The sequence below is a fragment of the Streptomyces sp. NPDC059080 genome (assembly GCF_042739975.1).
GTDB classification, from domain to species: domain Bacteria; phylum Actinomycetota; class Actinomycetes; order Streptomycetales; family Streptomycetaceae; genus Streptomyces; species Streptomyces benahoarensis.
The window spans coordinates 119,496-138,118 of sequence record NZ_JBHYGX010000008.1; the positions used below are offsets into that span (position 1 = coordinate 119,496).

Below are 18,623 nucleotides of genomic sequence, written 5' to 3' on the forward strand. Positions count from 1 at the left end.
ATAGGGGCACCCCCACGCCTGCTGCGCAGCCTGCGGCCGGGAACACCCCTGCTGGCCGACCGCAACTTCCGCGCTCAGCATCCATCTGCTCGCCGACGCCCCGGCTATCTGAATGGAAGATTTCATCAAACTATTGTCTGACTGTATGAATTCATGCATGCTGTCGCCAGCCCAACATCCCCAGTTGCCGGGAGGCACGCATGGCGACAGGCCTGGAAGCACAAAGGAGCGGGGGCGTGGCGGCCTCGTCGGGCGTCGCCGCGACGGAGCCGCTCACCAGCTTCCACCTAAGGGTGACGGCGACCACCTTCGGGGCGAACTTCTCCGACGGCTATGCCCTCGGGATCATCGGCGCGGTCCTGCCTGTCCTCAACACCACCATGCACCTGTCGGGTGTCTGGCAGGGGCTGCTCGGCGCCTCCGCGCTGATCGGTCTGTTCTTCGGGAGCATCCTGCTGGGACGGTTGGCGGACACGGTCGGTCGCCAGAAGGTGTACCGCTACAACTTCGTGCTGATCGCGATCGCGTCCGCCGCTCAGTTCTGGGCCCATAGCCCGATGGTCCTCTTCCTGCTGCGGCTGGTGATCGGCTTCGGTCTGGGTGCTGACTACGCCGTCGGCTCGACGCTCCTCTCCGAGTTTGCACCACGCCGCCTGCGCGGCGTCCTGCTGGGCTCGCTCACCGTGCTGTGGACCGTCGGCTACGTACTGGCCAACGTCCTCGGCACCTACATCCCGATCACCGACAGTGCCGCGCACTGGCTGCTGGCCAGCGGGGCGGTGCCCGCCCTGCTGGTTCTCCTGCTGCGGATCGGCATCCCGGAGTCCCCGAGCTGGCTGGCCGCCCGCGGCCGGTCCGCCGAGGCCGCGGAGATCCGCCGCAGGTACCTCGGTCAGTCCGAGGTCACCGCCGAGGAGGCGCGGGCCGCGGCGGCCGAACAGCCGCCGGCCGCCCGCTACCGCGACCTCTTCGCCCGTGGCCAGTCCGCCAAGACGTGGTTCGGCGTGATCTTCTACAGCGCCCAGGTGCTGCCGTACTTCGCCATCTACACGTTCATGTCGCAGATCCTGGGCACCCTGCACATCTCCGACGCCGACACCCAGAACCTGGTGCTCAACCTCGCCCTGCTGCTGGGCGGCGTGATCGGGCTGTGGCCAGTGCAGCGGATGGGCCGGAGGCCGTTCACCATCGGCACCTTCGCGATCCTCACGATATGTCTGGCGGCCATGGCCGTGTTCAGTGGCTCCTCCGGCTGGGTGCTCATGGTCCCGTTCCTCGTCTACACCTTCGTGATGGCCGGGGCGTCCAACATCACCCAGGTCTACCCGCCCGAACTGTTCCCCACCCCGCTGCGCGCCTCCGGCGTCGGCTTCCTCAACGGCACGAGTCGGATCGCCTCCGCGATCGGCACCTTCGTCCTGCCCGTCAGCCTGAGCCGGCTGGGCGTGGGCTGGTCGATGGGCTGGATGGCACTGGTGCTGCTGCTGGGCACGGCCGTCAGCCTGATCTGGGCGCCGGAGACCCGGGACACTCTCACCACCGAGGAAGGGCAGCACTGATGACGCGCACACACCTCACCCTCGACGGCCGGTCGCTCAGCGCCACCCAGGTCACCTCCCTCGCCCGGGGCGGGACGCTGCCCTTGCTCGACCTGAAGGCCCGCGAGCGGGTGCAGGAAGCCCGGGAGACCGCCCGGCGGATCACCGCACGCCGCCGGGTCTACGGCTACACCACAGGCGTGGGCGCCAACCGCACGGCCACCGTCCCGGACTCCGCCGTGGACACCTTCGGGATGCGGCTGCTGCGCAGCCACAGCGGCGGAATCGGCCCGGTGGTGCCGGACGAACAGACCCGGGCGATGCTCGCGGTCCGGCTGAACCAGCTGCTGTGCGGCGGGTCCGCGATCGACGTCGTGGTGCTGGACCGCATCGCCGAAGCGCTGACCGGCGGTCACCTGCCCACCGTGCACGCTCTGGGCGCGATAGGGACCGGAGACCTCTCCGCACTCGGCGAGCTCGGCCTCACGCTGGCGGGCGAGCTGCCCTGGCGGGGTGGCCTCGGGCCGGCCCCCGCGCCGCTGGCGCTCAGCCGCTGGGACGCGTTGCCTCTGATGTCCAGCGGTGCGCTCACCATCGGACAGTCCGCGCTCGCCGCCACCGATCTGCGGCTGCTGCTGGACCGGGTGCCGTTGGTCGCCGCACTGACCTTGACCGCGCTGCGCGGCTCCACCGAGCCGTACGCCGAGTATGTGCACGAACTCCGCCCGCATCCCGGCGCACAACTGCTCGCGGCGCAGATGCGGGAGCTGCTCTCCCCGGCGGACTGGGAGTCCCCGCTGGTACAGGACCCCTTCGGTCTGCGCTGCCTCCCGCAGGTGCACGGCGCCGCACTGGACGCCTGGTCCGCATTGGACCAGGTACTGTCCGTCGAGATCAACGCCGCCGTGGAGAACCCGCTGCTCAACGCCGACGCGGAGGACTACCACCACCACGGTGGCTTTCACCTGGCCCGGCTGGGCCTGGCCCTCGACCAGTTCCGGCTGGGACTACTGGGCACCGCCGAGCTGTCCACGACCCGGCTGGGCGTCCTCGTCGAACCGGCCTTCACGGGCTTGGCGCCCTTCCTCGCCGAGGACGAGCACGGCAGCAGCGGCGTCATGATCACCGAGTACGCGGCGCAGTCCGCGCTGGCCGAACTCCGCGGGGCCGCACAGCCGGTCACGCTCGGCCACGCGGTGATATCGCGCGGGGCGGAGGAACACGCGAGCTTCGCCTCCACCGGCGCCCGGCGCCTGCTGGAGTCGGTGGAGCATTTCAGGCTCGTACTGGCCTGTGAACTGGTCGCGGCGGTCCGCGCCCTGCGGCTGCGCGACCTCGTGCCGGCGGGCGACGGCGAACTGCGGGACTTCTACGACCGCGCGGCCGATCGACTCGACCCGTCAGCCACCGACCGCAATCTCACGGCGGACGTGGAGGCGGCCGCGGCGCTGCTGGCCGGCGGCTGACGTCAGCCGGCTTGCGGCCGGGAGCGCTCCGCCCGTCTGCACACGCGGCGAAGTTCCGGGCATTGTTTCCGCATCTGGACAAGCGTCAGCGGCGGTTGATGTCGGGGGCCGGGCAGCAGACGAAGAGCTTGTTGGTACCCAAGGGCACCGGTAGCCGCCTGCCACAGCCACGAAGCACGCCTCACCAGATGGTGACGGGCGGTGTCGACGGGGCGGAAAACTCGTCAACGCCAGGTCGTCACACAGCGCCACCTGCCCACTGCTCCCCCGCCCGTTGCGCCACCCCGCTGTCCAGCGGGGTGGCATCCCCCTCAGCCGATACCGCTTCCCTCAGAACTACGCAGGGCGTACTTCGCAGGCACGGCAGAGCGACGGCACAACACGTAAGAACCGGCGACCGCCCCCGCCCCTAACACGTAAGAACCGGCGACCGCCCCCGCCCCTAGCCCAACCCCTACCCGAACGGTGCGAACATGAGCAATATCGGAAATCCCTAAGCGAAGGCATCAAAGCTTAAATAGCATCCCATTCCAGGTGATTCCGCGGCTCCCGCGCGTGCCTGGGAACCGGCCGCATCTCGGATTACGGGCGCCGATTGCGCGCTGAGCCCTCGCCCGTATGATTCCGGGACTTCGTCCCGCCCGTATCTCCTCGGGAAGGTCATCGCGGAAATGCCCGTATTCGGACGCCGCAAAGGCAGTCACCCCCGCCTGCTACCCGAACTCGACGACACCGCCCTGGGGCAGGTCCGGCGGCGCGTCGAGTCGTGCTGGGACCGCGGTTCCCTCGACACGCCTGTCATGGCCTTGATGGCGGACGTCCTGGACGACGCCGGTGAGGACTGGGACCGCAAGGCGCACCGCCTGAGGGTGCTCGCGGGATCCGCGGGGCGGGCGCTACCCGGCATCTGGCGGGAACGCAACCCGGGCAACCAGTCCGCTGTGCTGCTGCATGCCTGGTCGGATCTGCTCCAGGCCAGGCAGGAGGGTTCCACGGTCGACCTCGACGCGACCCGGGCGTCCTGCCGGCTCGCCGCCGAACTGCTGCCCGCCGACCCCACGCCCTGGACGGTGTACCTGGCGACGCTGCGCCTGGAGCGCCGCCCGCCCACCGAACTGTCGGCGGTCTGGCGCGAGATCAAGGCCCGTGACCCGTGGAACCGGGAGGCCCACCTCCAGGCCCTGGGGTACCTCTCGCCCGACGAGTGCGGCTCCAGCGGCCAGGTGCTGGACCTGCTCGACAGCGTCCGCGTCATGCCGCCGAACGCCCCCGCGGCCGGCCTGGAGCTCACCGCGCTCGTCCGCAACCACCAGCGCACCATGGCTTCCGGAGGGGTGACCGCCCTCGGCGCCGGGGAGTTCTGGCGCCGCCATGACGCCGTCGCCATGCTCGACCGCGCGGCCCAGCACTGGCCGAGCCCTGGATTCCTCCACCACGCGCAGGCGCTCGCCGATCTGAACCTGCTGGCCTACGCGCTGATCAAGGCCGCGCGGCCGAGCGACGCCGCGGCCGCGCTGCGCGCCACCGGCGGCGTGGCGACGCCCTGGCCGTGGAACGCGGAGAACGAACCGCTGGCGGGCTTCTCGCGCCACTACGCCCGCGCCCGCGAGACCGCCTGACGCGCGGCCACCACCCCGCCGAGCAGGCAGCGCAGGGAGCGGCCCCGGCTGTGCATCCGCGGGGTGGTGATTCCACGGCGCCCTCACTACGGCCAGCTCGCTCCGGCCTCATCCCCTTGCATGCAGACATGCAATTCATAACCGGAACGAGTGGAATAGCCGACTCATTCCGATGGCTCCCGAATACCCCGATCTCTCCCCGGGGATGCCTTCTACGGAAGAGCGTTGGGAGACCTCCATGCGTGACAGCGTCAGCACCGGCCGCGGCCGCATGCTGTTGCTCCTGGCGCTGTTGACCTTGCTGTTCACGGCGCTGACCAGCACCTACTCCGATGCGGTGCCGCCCGCGGCCGCGAAGTACTCCGCCGCCGAAACGTTCGCCGCCACTGGCCTGGCGGACCAGACTTGCGACCCCGAGGCCGACGTGTGGGGACAGGCGGAGGGCGACACGCGCCACCCCGGCAACGGCTTCCGGCGGCTGTGCCACGCCACGGCCTGCCATCTGCGGCCGCAAGCTCCTACGGGGCCGAGCGGCACGGCGGTGCGGGAAACGCCCGTGATGGTGTCCGCGGCCGCAGCTGGACTCGCCGCTCCCTGGGCCGTTCTGCCGGCCGTTGACGCCGGATCGCCCGCCCGTGTGACCGTACTGCGCTGCTGAGCAGACCCGGCCGCACCCCACACCCCTGCCCCCACCCCGCCCTCCTCGTGGCGGGGCCCAAGGGGTGCCCGCGGCCTGCCGCTTCCGCGTCAACGGCCTCAGCACCGCAGGAGTTCCGGCATGCCCGCAGACATCTTCGCCGCGCTCGGCGCGCTTGTACGCGCCGAGGCCGCCCGCAACCCCACCCGCCGCCCCGAGTCCCCTCCCTCAACTCCCACCCAGCCGCAGAACGACGGTCGTCCGGCTCCAGAGAATGGGTCCGTCACGTCCGTGCCCCCGCAGGGCGCACCGCCGACCTCCCCATCGCCCTCAACCGTCCCTCCCGCTCCCGCTCCCGCTCCCGCTCCAACCTCCACTGCATCGCCTCGGGTTGGCGGGCGTCGTGGTCGTCGGCCGCTACGCACATGGCGGCTCTTGTGGGTCCTCATCTGCGCGGCCGGACGACGGCGCCGTCGCGCCGGCTCCACCGAAGGTGAGCCCGCGCCCGACGCCTGAAGGGCTTCTGGTGCGGCCGGTTGGAGCGCGGTACCCCCTCAGGCGCCGGCCTGTGTGATCACCAACACGGCAGAGGGAGCGCCGGGGACATCGTGATGCCGCGCTTCCACCGCAGGCGGCGGTACTTGTCGAAGTCGCGGCCACGGTGGGTGCACAAGCGCCGGGGTCTGCGACGAGGGCGTCCCCGCAGGCCCCGAATAGGCGGTATCACGTCCAGCAGTGGGAGGAGTTGGGTGACATCGTGGCGATTGCTGCCGGTGCGTGGCATGGCGAGCGGTATTCCGTGACGGTCCACGATCAGATGGCGCTGGGAGCCAGGGCGGGCGCGGTCGACAGGCGAGGGGCCTACGCGGTCCCGCCTTTGAGGACCCGGACGTGGGATCCGTCCCCGGCGCAGTCGCCCAGGTCCAGCAGGTCGGCGCGTCGCAACTCGCTCAGCAGGGCGGCATGCAGGCGTGGCCAGAAGCGACGCGCTCATACGGCAGGCCGTGCCACTCGCCGGTACTCCGCACAGCTCTTCGGCCTCGGCGAATCGCGTTCGGCGACTCCGTCAGCGAACGCCGGACCGGTTGTGCGGCAACCCCTTGCACCACCCCGGACGGAGTTCCGCGCGGTCCGGGCGGCGTCCGGCCTTGCGGGGCAGGGAGCCCGCGTGGACATTCTCCGCCACCGAGACGTGCGGGATGGTCTCGTTTGCCCGAGCTCCGGTTCCTCGCGTCATCCCTGCACGGGCCTTCGGAACCTGGGGGAGGGAGATGGGCTTCCTCTGTCGACGGGGTCCCTTTTCCGTCGACGAGAATCAACCAAGCCTGGACATGATTGAACATGACGACACAAGACCCAACCCCCTTCCCACTCCCTTGGCATGGGTAGCGCGTGGGCCCTGCCCCAGCCGCGCGGGGCATGGCGCGAGAAAGCCGGTAGCGCAGGAGGAGATACGACGCCCACTGCCGGACGCTGGCGAGGTCAGCCGTCATCGTGTCCACTAGAGACAAGATTCACCAAGACCGGACTGTTTCCAACGCGATCGAACAGACCTAAGCTGCACGCCATCCCACACGTCACTTTGCGAGAGGAATGGCATGCGCATGGCATCACGCGCGAGACGGCCGGCCCGTGGGCTCACCGTCGCGCTCACCGCGCTCGCGCTCTGCTCCTTCGGCGTCACCACCGCGGCGCCCGCTCAGACTCGACCGCACGCTGCACAGCCCACCCACACGGTCAGCCACGACGACACGGCTCTGACCATCGACGGCAAGCCGCTCTCCATCTGGTCCGGCGAGTTCCACTACTGGCGGCTGCCGAGCCCGGACGCCTGGCGGGACGTGCTGCAGAAGATGAAGGCGGGCGGCTACAACGCGACGTCGATCTACTTCGACTGGGACTTCCACTCCCCCAAGCCCGGCGTGTACGACTTCAAGGGCCTCCGCGACGTCGACAAGCTCCTCGATATCGCAGAGGAGGTCGGGATCTACGTCATCGCGCGGCCCGGCCCCTACATCAACGCGGAGACCGACGGCGGCGGCTTCCCCGGCTGGCTGGTCACCCAGAAGGGCAAGGCCCGCAGCACCGCGCCCGACTACCTCGCCGCCTCCGACGAGTGGCTGTCGCAGATCGACCCGATCATCGCCCGGCACCAGCTCACCAACGGCACGGGCACAGTGATCGCCTATCAGGTCGAGAACGAGTACTACCAGGACACGGCCGACGGACACGCATACATGCGGCACCTGGTCGACAAGGCACACGACGACGGCATCACCGTGCCGCTGACAGGCAATCACAACGGCACCTTCACCAAGGAACTCGACGTCGAGGGGTACGACTCGTATCCGCAGGGCTTCAACTGCTCCAAGCCGGACGTCTGGCGTGACCTGCCCGACTACTCGGACGCGAAGAAGCCCGGCGAGCCACTGTTCCTGGCGGAGTTCCAGAGCGGCGCCTTCGACCCGTGGGGCGGGCAGGGCTACGACAAGTGCCGGCAGCTCACCAACGGTGACTTCGCGAAGGCCGCTTACGAGAACAACATCGCCTCGGGTGCCACCATGCAGAACTTCTACATGGCGTACGGCGGCACGTCCTGGGGCTGGCTGGCGTCGCCGGAGTCGGTCTACAGCTCGTACGACTATGGCGCGCCGATCCGCGAGGACCGTCAGCTGACCGAGAAGTACCTGGTCATGAAGCGGCTCGGCTACATGCAGCAGTCGGTGGCGCCGCTGACGAAGACGGAGAAGGTCACCGTGGCCGCGCCGGAGAACAGCGCGCTGTTGCGCCGCGACCGGCGCAATCCGGACAACGGCACCCGTATCACCGTCGTGCGCCACAAGGACGTCAACGACAAGGCAAAGGACACCACGCATCTCGCGCTCGGCGACTACCCGGCCGTGCCGCAGAAGCCGGGCACCGCGCTGACGATCGACGCCCGCGACTCCAAGCTGCTGGTCTCCGACTACGCGATGGACCATCAGCAGCTGCGCTACTCGACCTCCGAGATCATGACGCACGGAACCTTCGGCGAGCGCGATGTGGCGCTGCTGTACGGGCGGCACGGCGAGGACGGCGAGACCGTGCTGCGCTACGCGGACCGGCCCGAGGTCCAGGTGCTCAGCGGTCAGGTCGAGCAGACCTGGGACGCGGCGAGCGGCGATCTGCGGCTGAACTACGCGCACGACGGCCTGGCCAAGGTGCTGATCACCCCGCCCGGCAGCTCGACCCCGCTCCTGCTGCTGCTCGCGGACGACGCGACCGCGGACACCTACTGGCGCCTCGACACCTCGCAAGGCCCGGTCCTCGCGAGCGGCCCCGAGCTGCTGCGCACCAGCTCCTCCGCGGACGGCGTGCTCAAGCTGACCGGTGACACCGACAAGGCGGCGCAGCTACACGTCATCACCGGCACTCCGGCGACGTCCGTCACCTGGAACGGCAAGCCCGCGAAGGGCGCCCTGGACACGACCGGGGCAAGCCTCGCCGGGCCGAAGCCCGTCACCCTGCCGACCCTGGGCGGCTGGAAGTTCCACCGCGAGACGCCCGAGGCTCAGCCCGGATTCGACGACGCGGCCTGGCGTGCCGCCGACCAGCAGGCCCTCTCGGTGGACCACTACGGCTTCCACGCCGGCTCGGTCTGGTACCGGGGGCACTTCACGGCGGCCGGCACGGAGACGGCAGTGCAGGTCGACGCGACCACAGGGAAGGGTGGTGCGTATCTGGCATGGCTGAACGGCGTCTATCTGGGCAGCAGCGGGGACGCCACGCACCGCTTCGACGTCCCCGCCGGGGCGCTGAAGCCGGGCAAGGACAATGTGCTGGCCGTCCTCTCCGCCCACACGGCGCACGAGCAGGACTGGTCCGCGGACGACCACCACAAGCAGCCGCGCGGGCTGACGGCGGCACACCTGGTGGGCTCGGACAAGCAGATCGGCTGGCGGCTCCAGGGCGCGCTCGGCGGCGAGGACCTGGTCGACCCGGTACGCGGTCCGCTGAACACCGGCGGTCTGTACGGCGAGCGACACGGCATGCACCTGCCGGGCTATCCGGATGACAAGTGGTCCTCCGTATCGCTGCCGCACAGCGGCGCGAGCGCATCCGGCGTCGCCTGGTACCGCACCGCCTTCGACCTCGATCTGCCGAAGGGTCAGGACGTGCCGCTGGGGCTGACCTTCGCGGACGACAAGTCGAAGAAATACCGGGCGCTCGTGTACGTCAACGGCTGGATGGTCGGTCTGTACGTCAACGGCCTGGGTCCGCAGACCAGTTTCCCGGTCCAGCCGGGCATGCTGCGCACGAACGGCCACAACACGGTGGCGATCGCCGTCATCGGCGAGGACGCGGACGGGGACGGCCTCGGCAAGGTGTCGCTGAAGGCGTACGGGAACCACACCACCCCCTTGCAGTACCGCGATATCGCCTCGCCGGGCTGGTCGGACGTCGCCCACAGCGATCCGAGCGCGAACGCCGATGTGCGCGTCAGCGCCCCGGACACGATCACCCGCGGCGGCTCGGGCGAGGTCACGGCCACCTTCGCTCCGCGCCGCTCCACGGCCCACGACGCCGCGCTCGAACTGCGACTGCCGGACGGGTGGAAGTCCGAGCCGGCGGCCACACAGCGGCTGGGTGACGTACGGGCCGGGCAGACCGTGACCCGTACCTGGAAGGTCACCGCGGCCACCGAGAGCGGGCCGTTGTCAACGGTGCTGTCGGCCACTGCGCGGTACCAGGAGGGGACCGCGGCGGCCGCAACAAGCGTCGCCACACCGCCTCCGGCGCCCGGCGCGGGCACGCACGACCTCGCGGACCTCGACTTCACGGCCACCAACGGCTGGGGTCCGGTGGAGCGGAACACCTCCAACGGCGAGGACCAGGCCGGTGACGGGAAGCCGATGTCGATCGCGGGCACGTCGTACGCGAAGGGGCTCGGCATCCACGCCGACAGTGACGTCACCGTGTACCTGGGCGGGGCCTGCACCCGCTTCAGCGCCTCGGTGGGCGTCGACGACGAGACGGACGGCGACGGCTCCGTCACCTTCAAGGTCCTCGCAGACGGCAAGGAGGTCGCGTCGACCCCGGTCATGCGGGGGAACGCGAAGGCCCTCGCGGTGCACGCCGATGTGACCGGCGCCAAGGTCCTCGACCTGGTCGTCGGCAACGCGGGCGACGGCTACGGACAGGACCACGGGGACTGGGCGAACGCGACGCTGAGCTGCGCGGGCTGATATCCCGGGGCATCCGGGGAGTTGTCGGCCTGACGCGATGGTGAGGAAGGGGCCTCTCGCGGCGCCCTGCGGCAGGAAGTTCTTGCCGTTGACGCGCTGCGAGAGGGCCTTACCGTCCAATTACGGCGTGACACCCGGCACCGGGAAGAGCGAGGTGGTGACGGCGGTGGTCGCCACGGCGGTCGCCGCCGGCCAGACGGTGCTCGTCGCCACCACGAACAACGAGTCCGTGCGCGTGGTCGCCGAGCGCTACGACGCGATCTCCCCCGGGCTGCTCATGCGGACGGGGAACAAGGAGGTCCAGGAGGCCGAGGCCGCGAAGCTGGAGCGGCTGCTCGCCCGGCCGGTCGAGGCCCCGGCACGCGGTTCGGCGACCGTGGCGGGCGACCTGCGAATACGGCACGCCCGAGCCGCCGTGCATGAGGCCGAAGCCGCGCGGCTGGTCGGTGAGGAGGCGCGGCTGCTGGAGCTGCTGCGGGAGCGTGCCCGCCGTGTGGATGGCCTCGGGCTGCCGGTGAGGCTGCTGGGCTGGGTGGACGTGCCGCACGGTGAGTCGGCGCTGGGTGGGGGCGGCCGGTCCTGGCGCAACGCGGCGGAGGCCGAGCACGGCGACCGATGTCCCGGGCTCGCAGGTTGCCGACCGTGCTTTCCGCCCACCGCCGCGGGGCTCGGTATGTCGGGATGCTACAGAGCGTTATGGGGAGTGTTCTCGGGGTGTTCGTCGCATGGTGTCCGTGCGCTGCGCGGAGGCGGCGTCCTTCGATGACACCACGCAGGGTGCAAGGCCGCTTCCGGAGCCGGTACCGTCGTCCGGGCGAATCCCGCGGCAGCGGGGGGGCGATGCGTGAGGTCCGCGCACCTGCTGCCCGATCGGGGAATCGGGCATATCGTTCGTAGTGTGGTCGGGCGGGGCGCGCGGGGCGGATCCCGTCGGACGCCCCCTTCCCTTCCCCTTCGCGGCTCTTCCGCCCTCCGCGTTTCCGCTTCGGCTCCGTAAATCCCCGCGCCGAAAGAAGGCTTCCGATGCATGCTGCGCTCACTTCCGCTGACCTCGCCGAGCTCCGTCAGCAGCGGCCCTATCCGGCCGTGTCGGTCCTGCTGCCCACGCACCGTCGTGAGCCGGACAACGCACAGGACCCGGTCCTGCTGCGGAACATGCTGGCGGAGGCCAAGGAGCGGCTCCAGGACGATCCGGACGTCTCCAGGCAGCGACGGATCGATGTCACCGAGCAGCTGGACCGGGCGGCGTCGGAGATCGACCTGACGCATGCCGAAGAGGGCCTGGTCCTCTTCGCGGCACCAGGGGAACACCAGGTGTGGTCGCTGGGCCGTACGGTCCCGGCCCGGGTGGTGCTCTCGGACACCTTCCTCACCCGCAACCTCGTCGCCGCGCAGGCCGCCGAGCACCCCTTCTGGGTGCTGGCGCTCTCCGCCGACCGCGTCAGCCTGTGGAGCGGTGCAGCCGACCGCGTCACCGAGGCACACCGCGGCGGATTCCCGCTGACCCGCAGCCTGGTGGACCCCGATCCCGAGGACCAGTTGCAGGTGGGCGACGTGCCCAGCACCTTCCGTGACGAGCACACCCGCAAGTTCCTGCGGGACGCGGACACCGCGCTCACGGCCGTCGTCAGGACCGACCCCCGGCCCTTGTACGTGGTCGGCGAGACGGCGGCGCTCTCCCTGTTCGAAGAGGCCGGGACGGTCGTACGGGGCGGTTCCGGTGCCAGGAGCACGGTGACGCAGGTGCCGTACACGGGGCTGGCGGGTGGCCCGCCGGACGCCCTCTGGCAGGCGATCCGCCCGTACGCCGAGAAGCGCGCGGAGGCCGAAGTCGCCGAGGTGCTGGCCGAACTGGACCGGGCGCGCGGCCGCCGGGCGTTCGCAGCCGGCATGGACGAGCTCCGGCAGAACGCCGAGGTGGGCCGGGTCGCGCTGCTGGCGGTGGAGGAGAACTACCGGGAGACCGTGCGGGACACCGGCGAGCACCTCATGCCGGCCGAGCCCGGTGACCCGGACTCCGTCGACGACATCGTGGACACGATCGTGGAGCGGTCGCTGGACACCGGCGCGGACGTGCGGTTCGTGCCCGACGGCGTGCTCGCCGAGGCGGGCGGGATCGCAGGGACGCTGCGGTATTGATCCGTTCCCGTCGGCCCTCGTGTGCGGCGGCCGGTGCCCCGACGAGGGGACACCGGCCGCCGTTGCGGTCCGTGCGCGGGCGGTGCGGCCTCCAGGGCGCCTACGGAACCGATCGGGTGGCCGGTCTCCGGAATCGCGTCGAAGGTTACTGCGTAACCGTGCAGCGTCGCGAGGCGATGCCTACTTGTACCAGTAGCGCACTCCGCCGTGGTGGGAGCAGAGCTAACAGCGTTCGGCAGGGTCGTTGCCGGTGATGCCGAGGTACGTCTCGCTCACCCAGCCCTGCTGCTGGGTGCCCGCCCGTCGGACGTGCCACCAGCCTCGGTTCCCGCCAACGGTGTCCCCGTACGTCCAGCAGTGGTAGTACACCTTCACGCGCGACCACTGCCCGAACGAGTCGCAGCTGGTGTGCGGGCCCCTGCGGTAGTTGACGTCGGTTCGGGTGACGTGGGACGAGTACGCGCTCTTGTTGCTCCATGCGTGACCGCAGCTCAACGTCCCGGCCGCAGCGGGAACGGACGCCACCGCGGGTGTTGCCGCCACGACCGCCAGCAGCGCCAGGGCTCGGGCCCCGTTGCGCGCCATCTTCCCTGATCGCCTTACCTTCCGCATATCTCCCCCTTGTTGGTGTATATGGCCGCCCACACCGTACGAGGACCGACGGTAAAGCGCACGCATGAGACCGGCCAAGAACGTCCGGGCAACTGCCTTGTCAGGCATGGAAGTTCGGGCACTCCGCCATCACCCGTGGCGGGCGTACGGGCCAGCGCGAGGCCGCCGTCATTACCGCCGTCACTGCCGCAGTCACTGCCGCAGTCGGGCCGGTGCGCGGCGCTGCCCGGCCGGGGTGCTCGTGGGCGCGACCGCGGCGCAGAGCCGGGCGACTACCGGGCGACGCACGAGTACCTCACGGGGGCGGCCCGCTGGACGCCGTTGGCGGCGCCGATCCTCACCGCCCGCGGCACAAAGGACCGGACGTCTCGGCGGCGAACCTCGCCGCATGGTCGGCGCTGACGACGGGCGGGCACACGACCGCGGCGCTCGCCGCCGGGCACAACCTGCTGCGCGACTGCCCGGAGGAGCTGGCCGCCACCCTCCGGCAGGCGCTGCCCTGACCGCCGGGCACCGCGGCCGGTCAGGGCCTGCGGTGCACGGAAACCGCGTATGGGCCGCCGGTGTAGGGCTCGCGCGACCAGGTCGCGTACCTGGCCTCCGGCGCGAGCCCCGCCGCGCGGCAGTGCGCGTCGTAGTCGTCGAGACCGTAACCGCGGTCCAGGGAGAACCCGGCGACGAGGTGCCCCCCGGGCCGGACGTGCCGGGCCGCCCCGGCCACCAGGTCGGCCTCCGTCCCGGGCGGGGTGAACAGCGGGACGTTGCCCGCCATCACCACGACGTCGAAGGTCCGCCCCAGATCGAGGCCGACCAGGTCACGGCGGTGCCAGTGGACCTCCGACGCCCGGCACCGCGCGGTGTCGAGCATCGAGGCATCGGCGTCCACCCCCGTCACCTCGATCCCGTGCCGGGCCAGCTCCACAGCCACCCGCCCCGTGCCACAGCCCGCATCGAGAACGCTCGCCGGCTCGAAGGCCCGGACGAACACGGCCTCACCGTGCACGTCCTCCCCCGCGGCAGCCATCCGATCGAACCGGGCCTGGTAGTCGTCACCGTTCCACGTCATGCGCCCCACCTTGGCACACCGGTCACCGCCGCCACAGCGCCGTTCCCGTCGTGCCCGCGGGCCCCGGTGCGGCGCCCGACCACGGCGGCGAGCCCGCTGCTGCCGAAACGGTCCGCCGGAGGGTCCGGCGGACCGTCGCGAAATGTCGAGGCTATTCAGCGAACTTCGACCTCGGCGGGCTCAGTGGATCCGGATCGAAATGATCTTGTGGACGTGGCCGGGGTTCCACGCCTGCCGCTTTTGGAGGGTGACGGTGTCGAGCTTCGGGTTGTTCATATCCTTCTGGTACTGGAGGGTCACGACGTTGTTCCCCGATTCGACCCAGTTGACGCCGTAAATAGCGACGGGCATGGACCCGGCATCGGCGAAACAGAGCATGTCATGGCCGTTGTTGTTGTGGATCGTCAGGAAGGCGCGCTCGGTACAGGACGTACGGTGGATCGAGGCGACGGCGTGCGAGGGAGACACGGCCGTGGCGGGGACGGCCGTGGCGAACAATGCAGCCACAGAGGCGGCAGCGATGCCGACGGAACGACGCACGGGCAGCTTCATTTCTTCCCTTTCCCCTACGGTTCAGAAGCCCCCACTCTTGCATATGCAGCGACCATCGAGAGTGTTCCTCCCAGCCAATTTCTCGTACCGATGAGCCTTTTCCAGCCCCGGCCAGATTTCGCCATTTGGTGACAATATGAATAACCTCGGTGTTTGATTTGAGGTGGGGTCAGTTGATTCCCCGGAATGCGAAAGTGCTTTCGCGTTGACGCTGGGCGACCGGCGGAAGCTGGGCAGGTCGGTGGTGGCGGTGGCTGCTTCGATCCACGTCGGCAGGTTGCTGCCTTGCAGGTGGGTGAGCATGTGGGCGAAGGAGCGCACGTGCCGGGCGAGTGCGTCCAGCTCGGGGCAGACATTGGAGGCTGCCCTGCTCGGTGGATCCTGATCGCCCCAGGGTGGTCCACTGCAGTTCACAGCTCCGCGGCGCGCTGGACTCGCACGGTCGAACCGCTCTGCGCGGGCTCGGTACAGAGCGGCGACGGGGGTCTTCTCGGCCGCTGAGCGCAGACTGCGGCGGAGGCGATCGGGGTCGGCTGCTTGTCCGGCACGGCGGCCGATCCTTCAGCGCCTCGGCCTTCCACGATCCGGTGTATGGATACCGAGCTGCCGGAATGGATCACCGTGCGGCGTGGAGAACTGGACGAACTCGAAGAACGGCTGGCCAAGGAGTCGGCGAAGGTGCGGGACGAGCGGGACGAACACACCGTCGCCGAACGGACTGAGCGACGCGACGCGAGGCCCTCGCCTCGCGAGCCCGCATTCAGAGGACATTCCAAGGCGCGGACATTGACCCAGCGGGCCCAGACCGCTCTCCCGCTTCTCCCACCACCCGACCTTCACTGCCGGCAGTAACGGCTCGACCAAGTCCACTGCTCGTCCGTCAGATCCGATGGATGCCCGCCCCCAAAGTCTCTCACTTCAGACTCAACAACCCCTTCAACCCAGGGACGCGAAAGATCTCAAATGCGGTCTCAGATTTTGAGGCATTCGACTGGATTGGGAATTACCTGTATCGACATCCCCGTTGAGATTCCTTTATATAGCTCCCGCACCGTTTCGGCCTTAATTCTCCTTATTGCATTGCAAACTCGGACCTTCAGGGTGGGGTTTCCTTTCGTCAGCCCGATCCCGTACTTCTCCGCCACACCGAAACCGTCCCGGGTAATCATGAGTCCTGCCCCTCCCCCCTCCCTTTCGCTGGCTTCTTTGAGACCCGTCAGGATGGGTTCATCCGTAACCACCCCATCGTATTTGTAACTGCCGAGCCCGTGCGCCGTACGCAGACCTCTCATGCAGTTATCGTAATCAGTACGGGTGGCCACATTCGTGAACCCCTGCTCTTTGAGGCGACCCACCGAGGTTGAGTTTTCGACTGTACAGAGAGGGACGTTGAGATTCTCTTTCAAGTCAGCAATTGAGTTCACTTTCGCCGATTTCTGTACCCCGTACTTGTCCCTGAAGTCTGCCTCTTCGTCCCCTTGGCCTTTTCGTAGCAGGATTTTCTGCCTGGTCTGGTAGTAAGGTCCGGCGAAGTCGACTTCCTTCTTTCTCTCTTCATTGATTCCATAGGTCCCCACAACCATGTGAACAAATTCTTCCTTCAGGGCGCCCTCGCGACTGCCACTCCCCAAGGGTTCGAAACGGATATTTTTTTCAGGGATTTCCAAAAACTTGATGACGAGTTTGGCGTATTCGATTTCGGCTCCGGTCCACTTTGGGTTTTCTTTCGTGCCTTCATTTTCACTCAGTCCGGGTTGGTTGTCCTTGATTCCGATGACGAACTCCCCCTTGCCCTCCTTCGCATTTTCAAGCGCGATCAGAGCGTTTTCTTGAGGGGGCGGTGAGGCTGAAGGACTGGAAGCGGAGGAGCCGGGTGCGCCGGAGGTCCGTCCTTGTGTCTTGTGCAGGTTGTTCCAGGTGAGCCAGCCGCCGACGGTGAGGAGGGCGAGGCAGGTGGTGCCGACCAGTGCGACGCGCAGGCATCTGTCGTTGCCAGGCCAGCCCCAGGCTCCGTTCGCCTGAGGCGCGGCGCTGCAGCCTTGCCGGTTGACGTTCTCGAAAACGGTGGCGTGGTTTTCCGTGGGGGTGCCGGAGCTGCTGTCCGTGGACAGGCCGTGGCCTTCGCTGGTGGGGGTGGTTTCCAAGCTATCCACGGACGGAGTGGGGACGACCTGACCGGGGATGTCGACCTGCTCGCCGCTGGTACCCATACGGGCACTATGAGAGTCGAGCTGGGCGTCAGCGGTCTCCAGGGAGTGGTCGTACTCCCGCGGCTGCGTCTGGGGCCCGGGCACTGAGCCCGGGCCGGTACGGATCGAAGACTGATCAGGCCATGGACGCCGGGCAGTTTCCGTTCCGGGCGGAGCACTCGCCGGCGAGGCGGGAAGAGCCGCATGATTGCGTCCGAGCGCCACCTCGGCACCGCTGTTCCGGTCCCTGGCCTGTGGAACGGGATGCCCCCGGGCGCCCAGCGTCAGACGCAGGTGCCGGTAGATGGTCCCCAGATCCAGCAGCGCGGGGCCGCCGGGGATGCCGTGGCGCAGCGTGTCGAGCAGGGTGCCGGTGAACGCGGTGTAGGTGTCCCCGACCGGCGCCAAGGCAGTGCGGGTCTCGGCTGTAGCCGCGAGGAGGAAACTGCCTTCCACGGCGGCCTGGTCGGCAAGATCGCGCGATGCGCTCATCCGCCCCAGCGCCAGGCCGCTGTAGCAGCAGTCCAGGATCACGACGTGGCGCTCGGCACGGGAGTCCAGAAGAAGGACCCGGCGGAGCCAGTCATAGGGCAGACCGGTCTCGATACGGCCGAACTCGGTGTGTGGCAGAGCCAGGCTGAGCATGTCCTGCGGGTCGATCAGCCCATGCCCGGCGAAGTAGACGACCAGTGTGTCGGTGGCTTCGGCGGCAGCCTGTCTCACCCTTCTCACCACGGTGTGCGCGGCGGCCGGATTCTCGACGACGGTCACATGCTGCGCCGGCAGTTGCAGCGACAGAGGGCCTGACAGGAGTCCGGCGAGGGCTCGCAGGTTGTTCGAGACGGCCGGCAGCTGCTCAAGATGCTGGTAGTGGCTCGTCCCCACCAGGACCGCCCGCGACGCCTCCGGGTCGGGCAGTACGCTCACCGCCCCCCGTCCTCATCACGGTCGGCGTCGAGAGCCCGGATCACCCGCTCGACCTCCTCGTGGGAACCGCCGGTGAGGACAAAAACCGTGTCCCCGCGGTGAATCTCCAACCGCGGCCGTTGTGGCCGGGTCTGCCGCCACGCGACCAGGGCCAGCACGAACGAAGCCGCGCTCCATCCGTTCCCCGTCACCAGCTGCAGCACATCCATCGCCGTGCCCATCTCCCCCGGCCGCGGCGCACTCCCCTGCACTCCGACCGTGGCAGATCTGCGTACCTCAGGGTCCGACCGCAACCAGCCCTGCAAAGACCGCAGTTCCCCCACGGGCTCGACCCGCACCTCTAATTGCACCCGGACCTCCCCATCCCCCGTGCACCCTCCTTGTGACGATGCACGCCCATTCTCCGCCACAGCACCGCGCTCGCAGAGGGAAACGCCGCACGAGACCGCCGGACCTGGATTCCTGAACAGCGCTCCACACCCTGGGCCAGCCCCGGTCGTTCATGAGTCCTCGTCGGTTCACTGGCGGGGGCTCTGTGCGTGCGGGGTGCGGTTGTATCGAGGCGGGGCAGGCTGATGACCGGCTGTCGCGTCGGGTGGGCGCCGGGTTCCCCTCCCGGGGTGGTCGTGCAGGTTGTTGGGAGGGGTGAATTT

General features: G+C 69.1%; 14 protein-coding genes and 1 pseudogene. 9 read left to right on the forward strand and 6 right to left on the reverse strand.

The features are described 5' to 3' along the window. The first annotated feature begins 236 nt into the window (after positions 1–236). From ACFWWQ_RS09095 to ACFWWQ_RS09110, 4 genes are all read left to right on the forward strand, one after another. Positions 237–1,559 carry an MFS transporter gene (locus tag ACFWWQ_RS09095; protein ID WP_384592516.1) on the forward strand — a complete coding sequence of 441 codons (1,323 nt, stop codon included), beginning with the start codon at positions 237–239 and terminating at the stop codon, positions 1,557–1,559. After that, entirely contained in the window at positions 1,559–3,004 is a 1,446-nt protein-coding gene (locus tag ACFWWQ_RS09100; RefSeq protein ID WP_384592519.1) for an aromatic amino acid ammonia-lyase, read from the forward strand. Before ACFWWQ_RS09095 ends, ACFWWQ_RS09100 begins: the two co-directional genes overlap by 1 nt. Before the next feature lie 671 nt (positions 3,005–3,675). Continuing rightward, entirely contained in the window at positions 3,676–4,623 is a 948-nt protein-coding gene (locus tag ACFWWQ_RS09105) for a hypothetical protein (protein WP_384592522.1), read from the forward strand. Positions 4,624–4,861: 238 nt separating this feature from the next. Continuing rightward, positions 4,862–5,281, forward strand: a complete 420-nt coding sequence (locus tag ACFWWQ_RS09110; protein WP_384592525.1) for a hypothetical protein — start codon at positions 4,862–4,864, stop codon at positions 5,279–5,281. Between the two features lie 586 nt (positions 5,282–5,867). On the opposite strand, the pseudogene ACFWWQ_RS09115 reads toward ACFWWQ_RS09110, so the two are convergent. Further along, a pseudogene (locus ACFWWQ_RS09115) lies at positions 5,868–6,238 on the reverse strand (IS5/IS1182 family transposase); the annotation flags it as partial. A 626-nt stretch (positions 6,239–6,864) separates the two neighbouring features. Here ACFWWQ_RS09115 and ACFWWQ_RS09120 point away from each other — a divergent pair. The 3 genes from ACFWWQ_RS09120 (at position 6,865) to ACFWWQ_RS09130 (ending at position 12,624) form a co-directional block, all read left to right on the forward strand. Beyond that, a complete protein-coding gene (locus tag ACFWWQ_RS09120; protein ID WP_384592528.1) occupies positions 6,865–10,485 on the forward strand; it encodes a beta-galactosidase in 3,621 nt (1,206 codons plus the stop codon). Positions 10,486–10,612: 127 nt separating this feature from the next. Continuing rightward, positions 10,613–11,251, forward strand: a complete 639-nt coding sequence (locus ACFWWQ_RS09125) for a hypothetical protein (RefSeq protein WP_384592533.1) — start codon at positions 10,613–10,615, stop codon at positions 11,249–11,251. A 257-nt stretch (positions 11,252–11,508) separates the two neighbouring features. Further along, entirely contained in the window at positions 11,509–12,624 is a 1,116-nt protein-coding gene (locus ACFWWQ_RS09130; RefSeq protein WP_384592536.1) for a chemotaxis protein, read from the forward strand. Positions 12,625–12,846: 222 nt separating this feature from the next. Here the strand turns inward: ACFWWQ_RS09130 and ACFWWQ_RS09135 are convergent, their stop codons facing one another. Further along, positions 12,847–13,209 carry a hypothetical protein gene (locus ACFWWQ_RS09135; RefSeq protein ID WP_384592539.1) on the reverse strand — a complete coding sequence of 121 codons (363 nt, stop codon included), beginning with the start codon at positions 13,207–13,209 and terminating at the stop codon, positions 12,847–12,849. A gap of 239 nt (positions 13,210–13,448) precedes the next feature. Between ACFWWQ_RS09135 and ACFWWQ_RS09140 the strand changes: the two genes are divergently transcribed. Further along, positions 13,449–13,739, forward strand: coding sequence for a hypothetical protein (locus ACFWWQ_RS09140; RefSeq protein WP_384592542.1), 291 nt, complete (start codon positions 13,449–13,451; stop codon positions 13,737–13,739). Between the two features lie 20 nt (positions 13,740–13,759). Here the strand turns inward: ACFWWQ_RS09140 and ACFWWQ_RS09145 are convergent, their stop codons facing one another. After that, positions 13,760–14,302, reverse strand: a complete 543-nt coding sequence (locus ACFWWQ_RS09145; protein ID WP_384592545.1) for a class I SAM-dependent DNA methyltransferase — start codon at positions 14,300–14,302, stop codon at positions 13,760–13,762. Between the two features lie 180 nt (positions 14,303–14,482). Next, positions 14,483–14,842, reverse strand: coding sequence for a beta/gamma crystallin domain-containing protein (locus ACFWWQ_RS09150; RefSeq protein ID WP_384592548.1), 360 nt, complete (start codon positions 14,840–14,842; stop codon positions 14,483–14,485). Between the two features lie 603 nt (positions 14,843–15,445). Between ACFWWQ_RS09150 and ACFWWQ_RS09155 the strand changes: the two genes are divergently transcribed. Beyond that, positions 15,446–15,706, forward strand: a complete 261-nt coding sequence (locus tag ACFWWQ_RS09155; protein ID WP_384592551.1) for a hypothetical protein — start codon at positions 15,446–15,448, stop codon at positions 15,704–15,706. A gap of 119 nt (positions 15,707–15,825) precedes the next feature. On the opposite strand, the gene ACFWWQ_RS09160 is transcribed toward ACFWWQ_RS09155, so the two are convergent. After that, positions 15,826–17,970 (reverse strand): transporter substrate-binding domain-containing protein, encoded by a 2,145-nt coding sequence (locus ACFWWQ_RS09160; RefSeq protein ID WP_384592554.1) that lies wholly within the window; start codon positions 17,968–17,970, stop codon positions 15,826–15,828. Further along, complete coding sequence (locus tag ACFWWQ_RS09165; RefSeq protein WP_384592557.1) at positions 17,967–18,380, reverse strand: hypothetical protein; 414 nt, start codon at positions 18,378–18,380, stop codon at positions 17,967–17,969. The genes ACFWWQ_RS09160 and ACFWWQ_RS09165 overlap by 4 nt, the downstream gene beginning before the upstream one ends. Between the last annotated feature and the right edge of the window lie 243 nt (positions 18,381–18,623).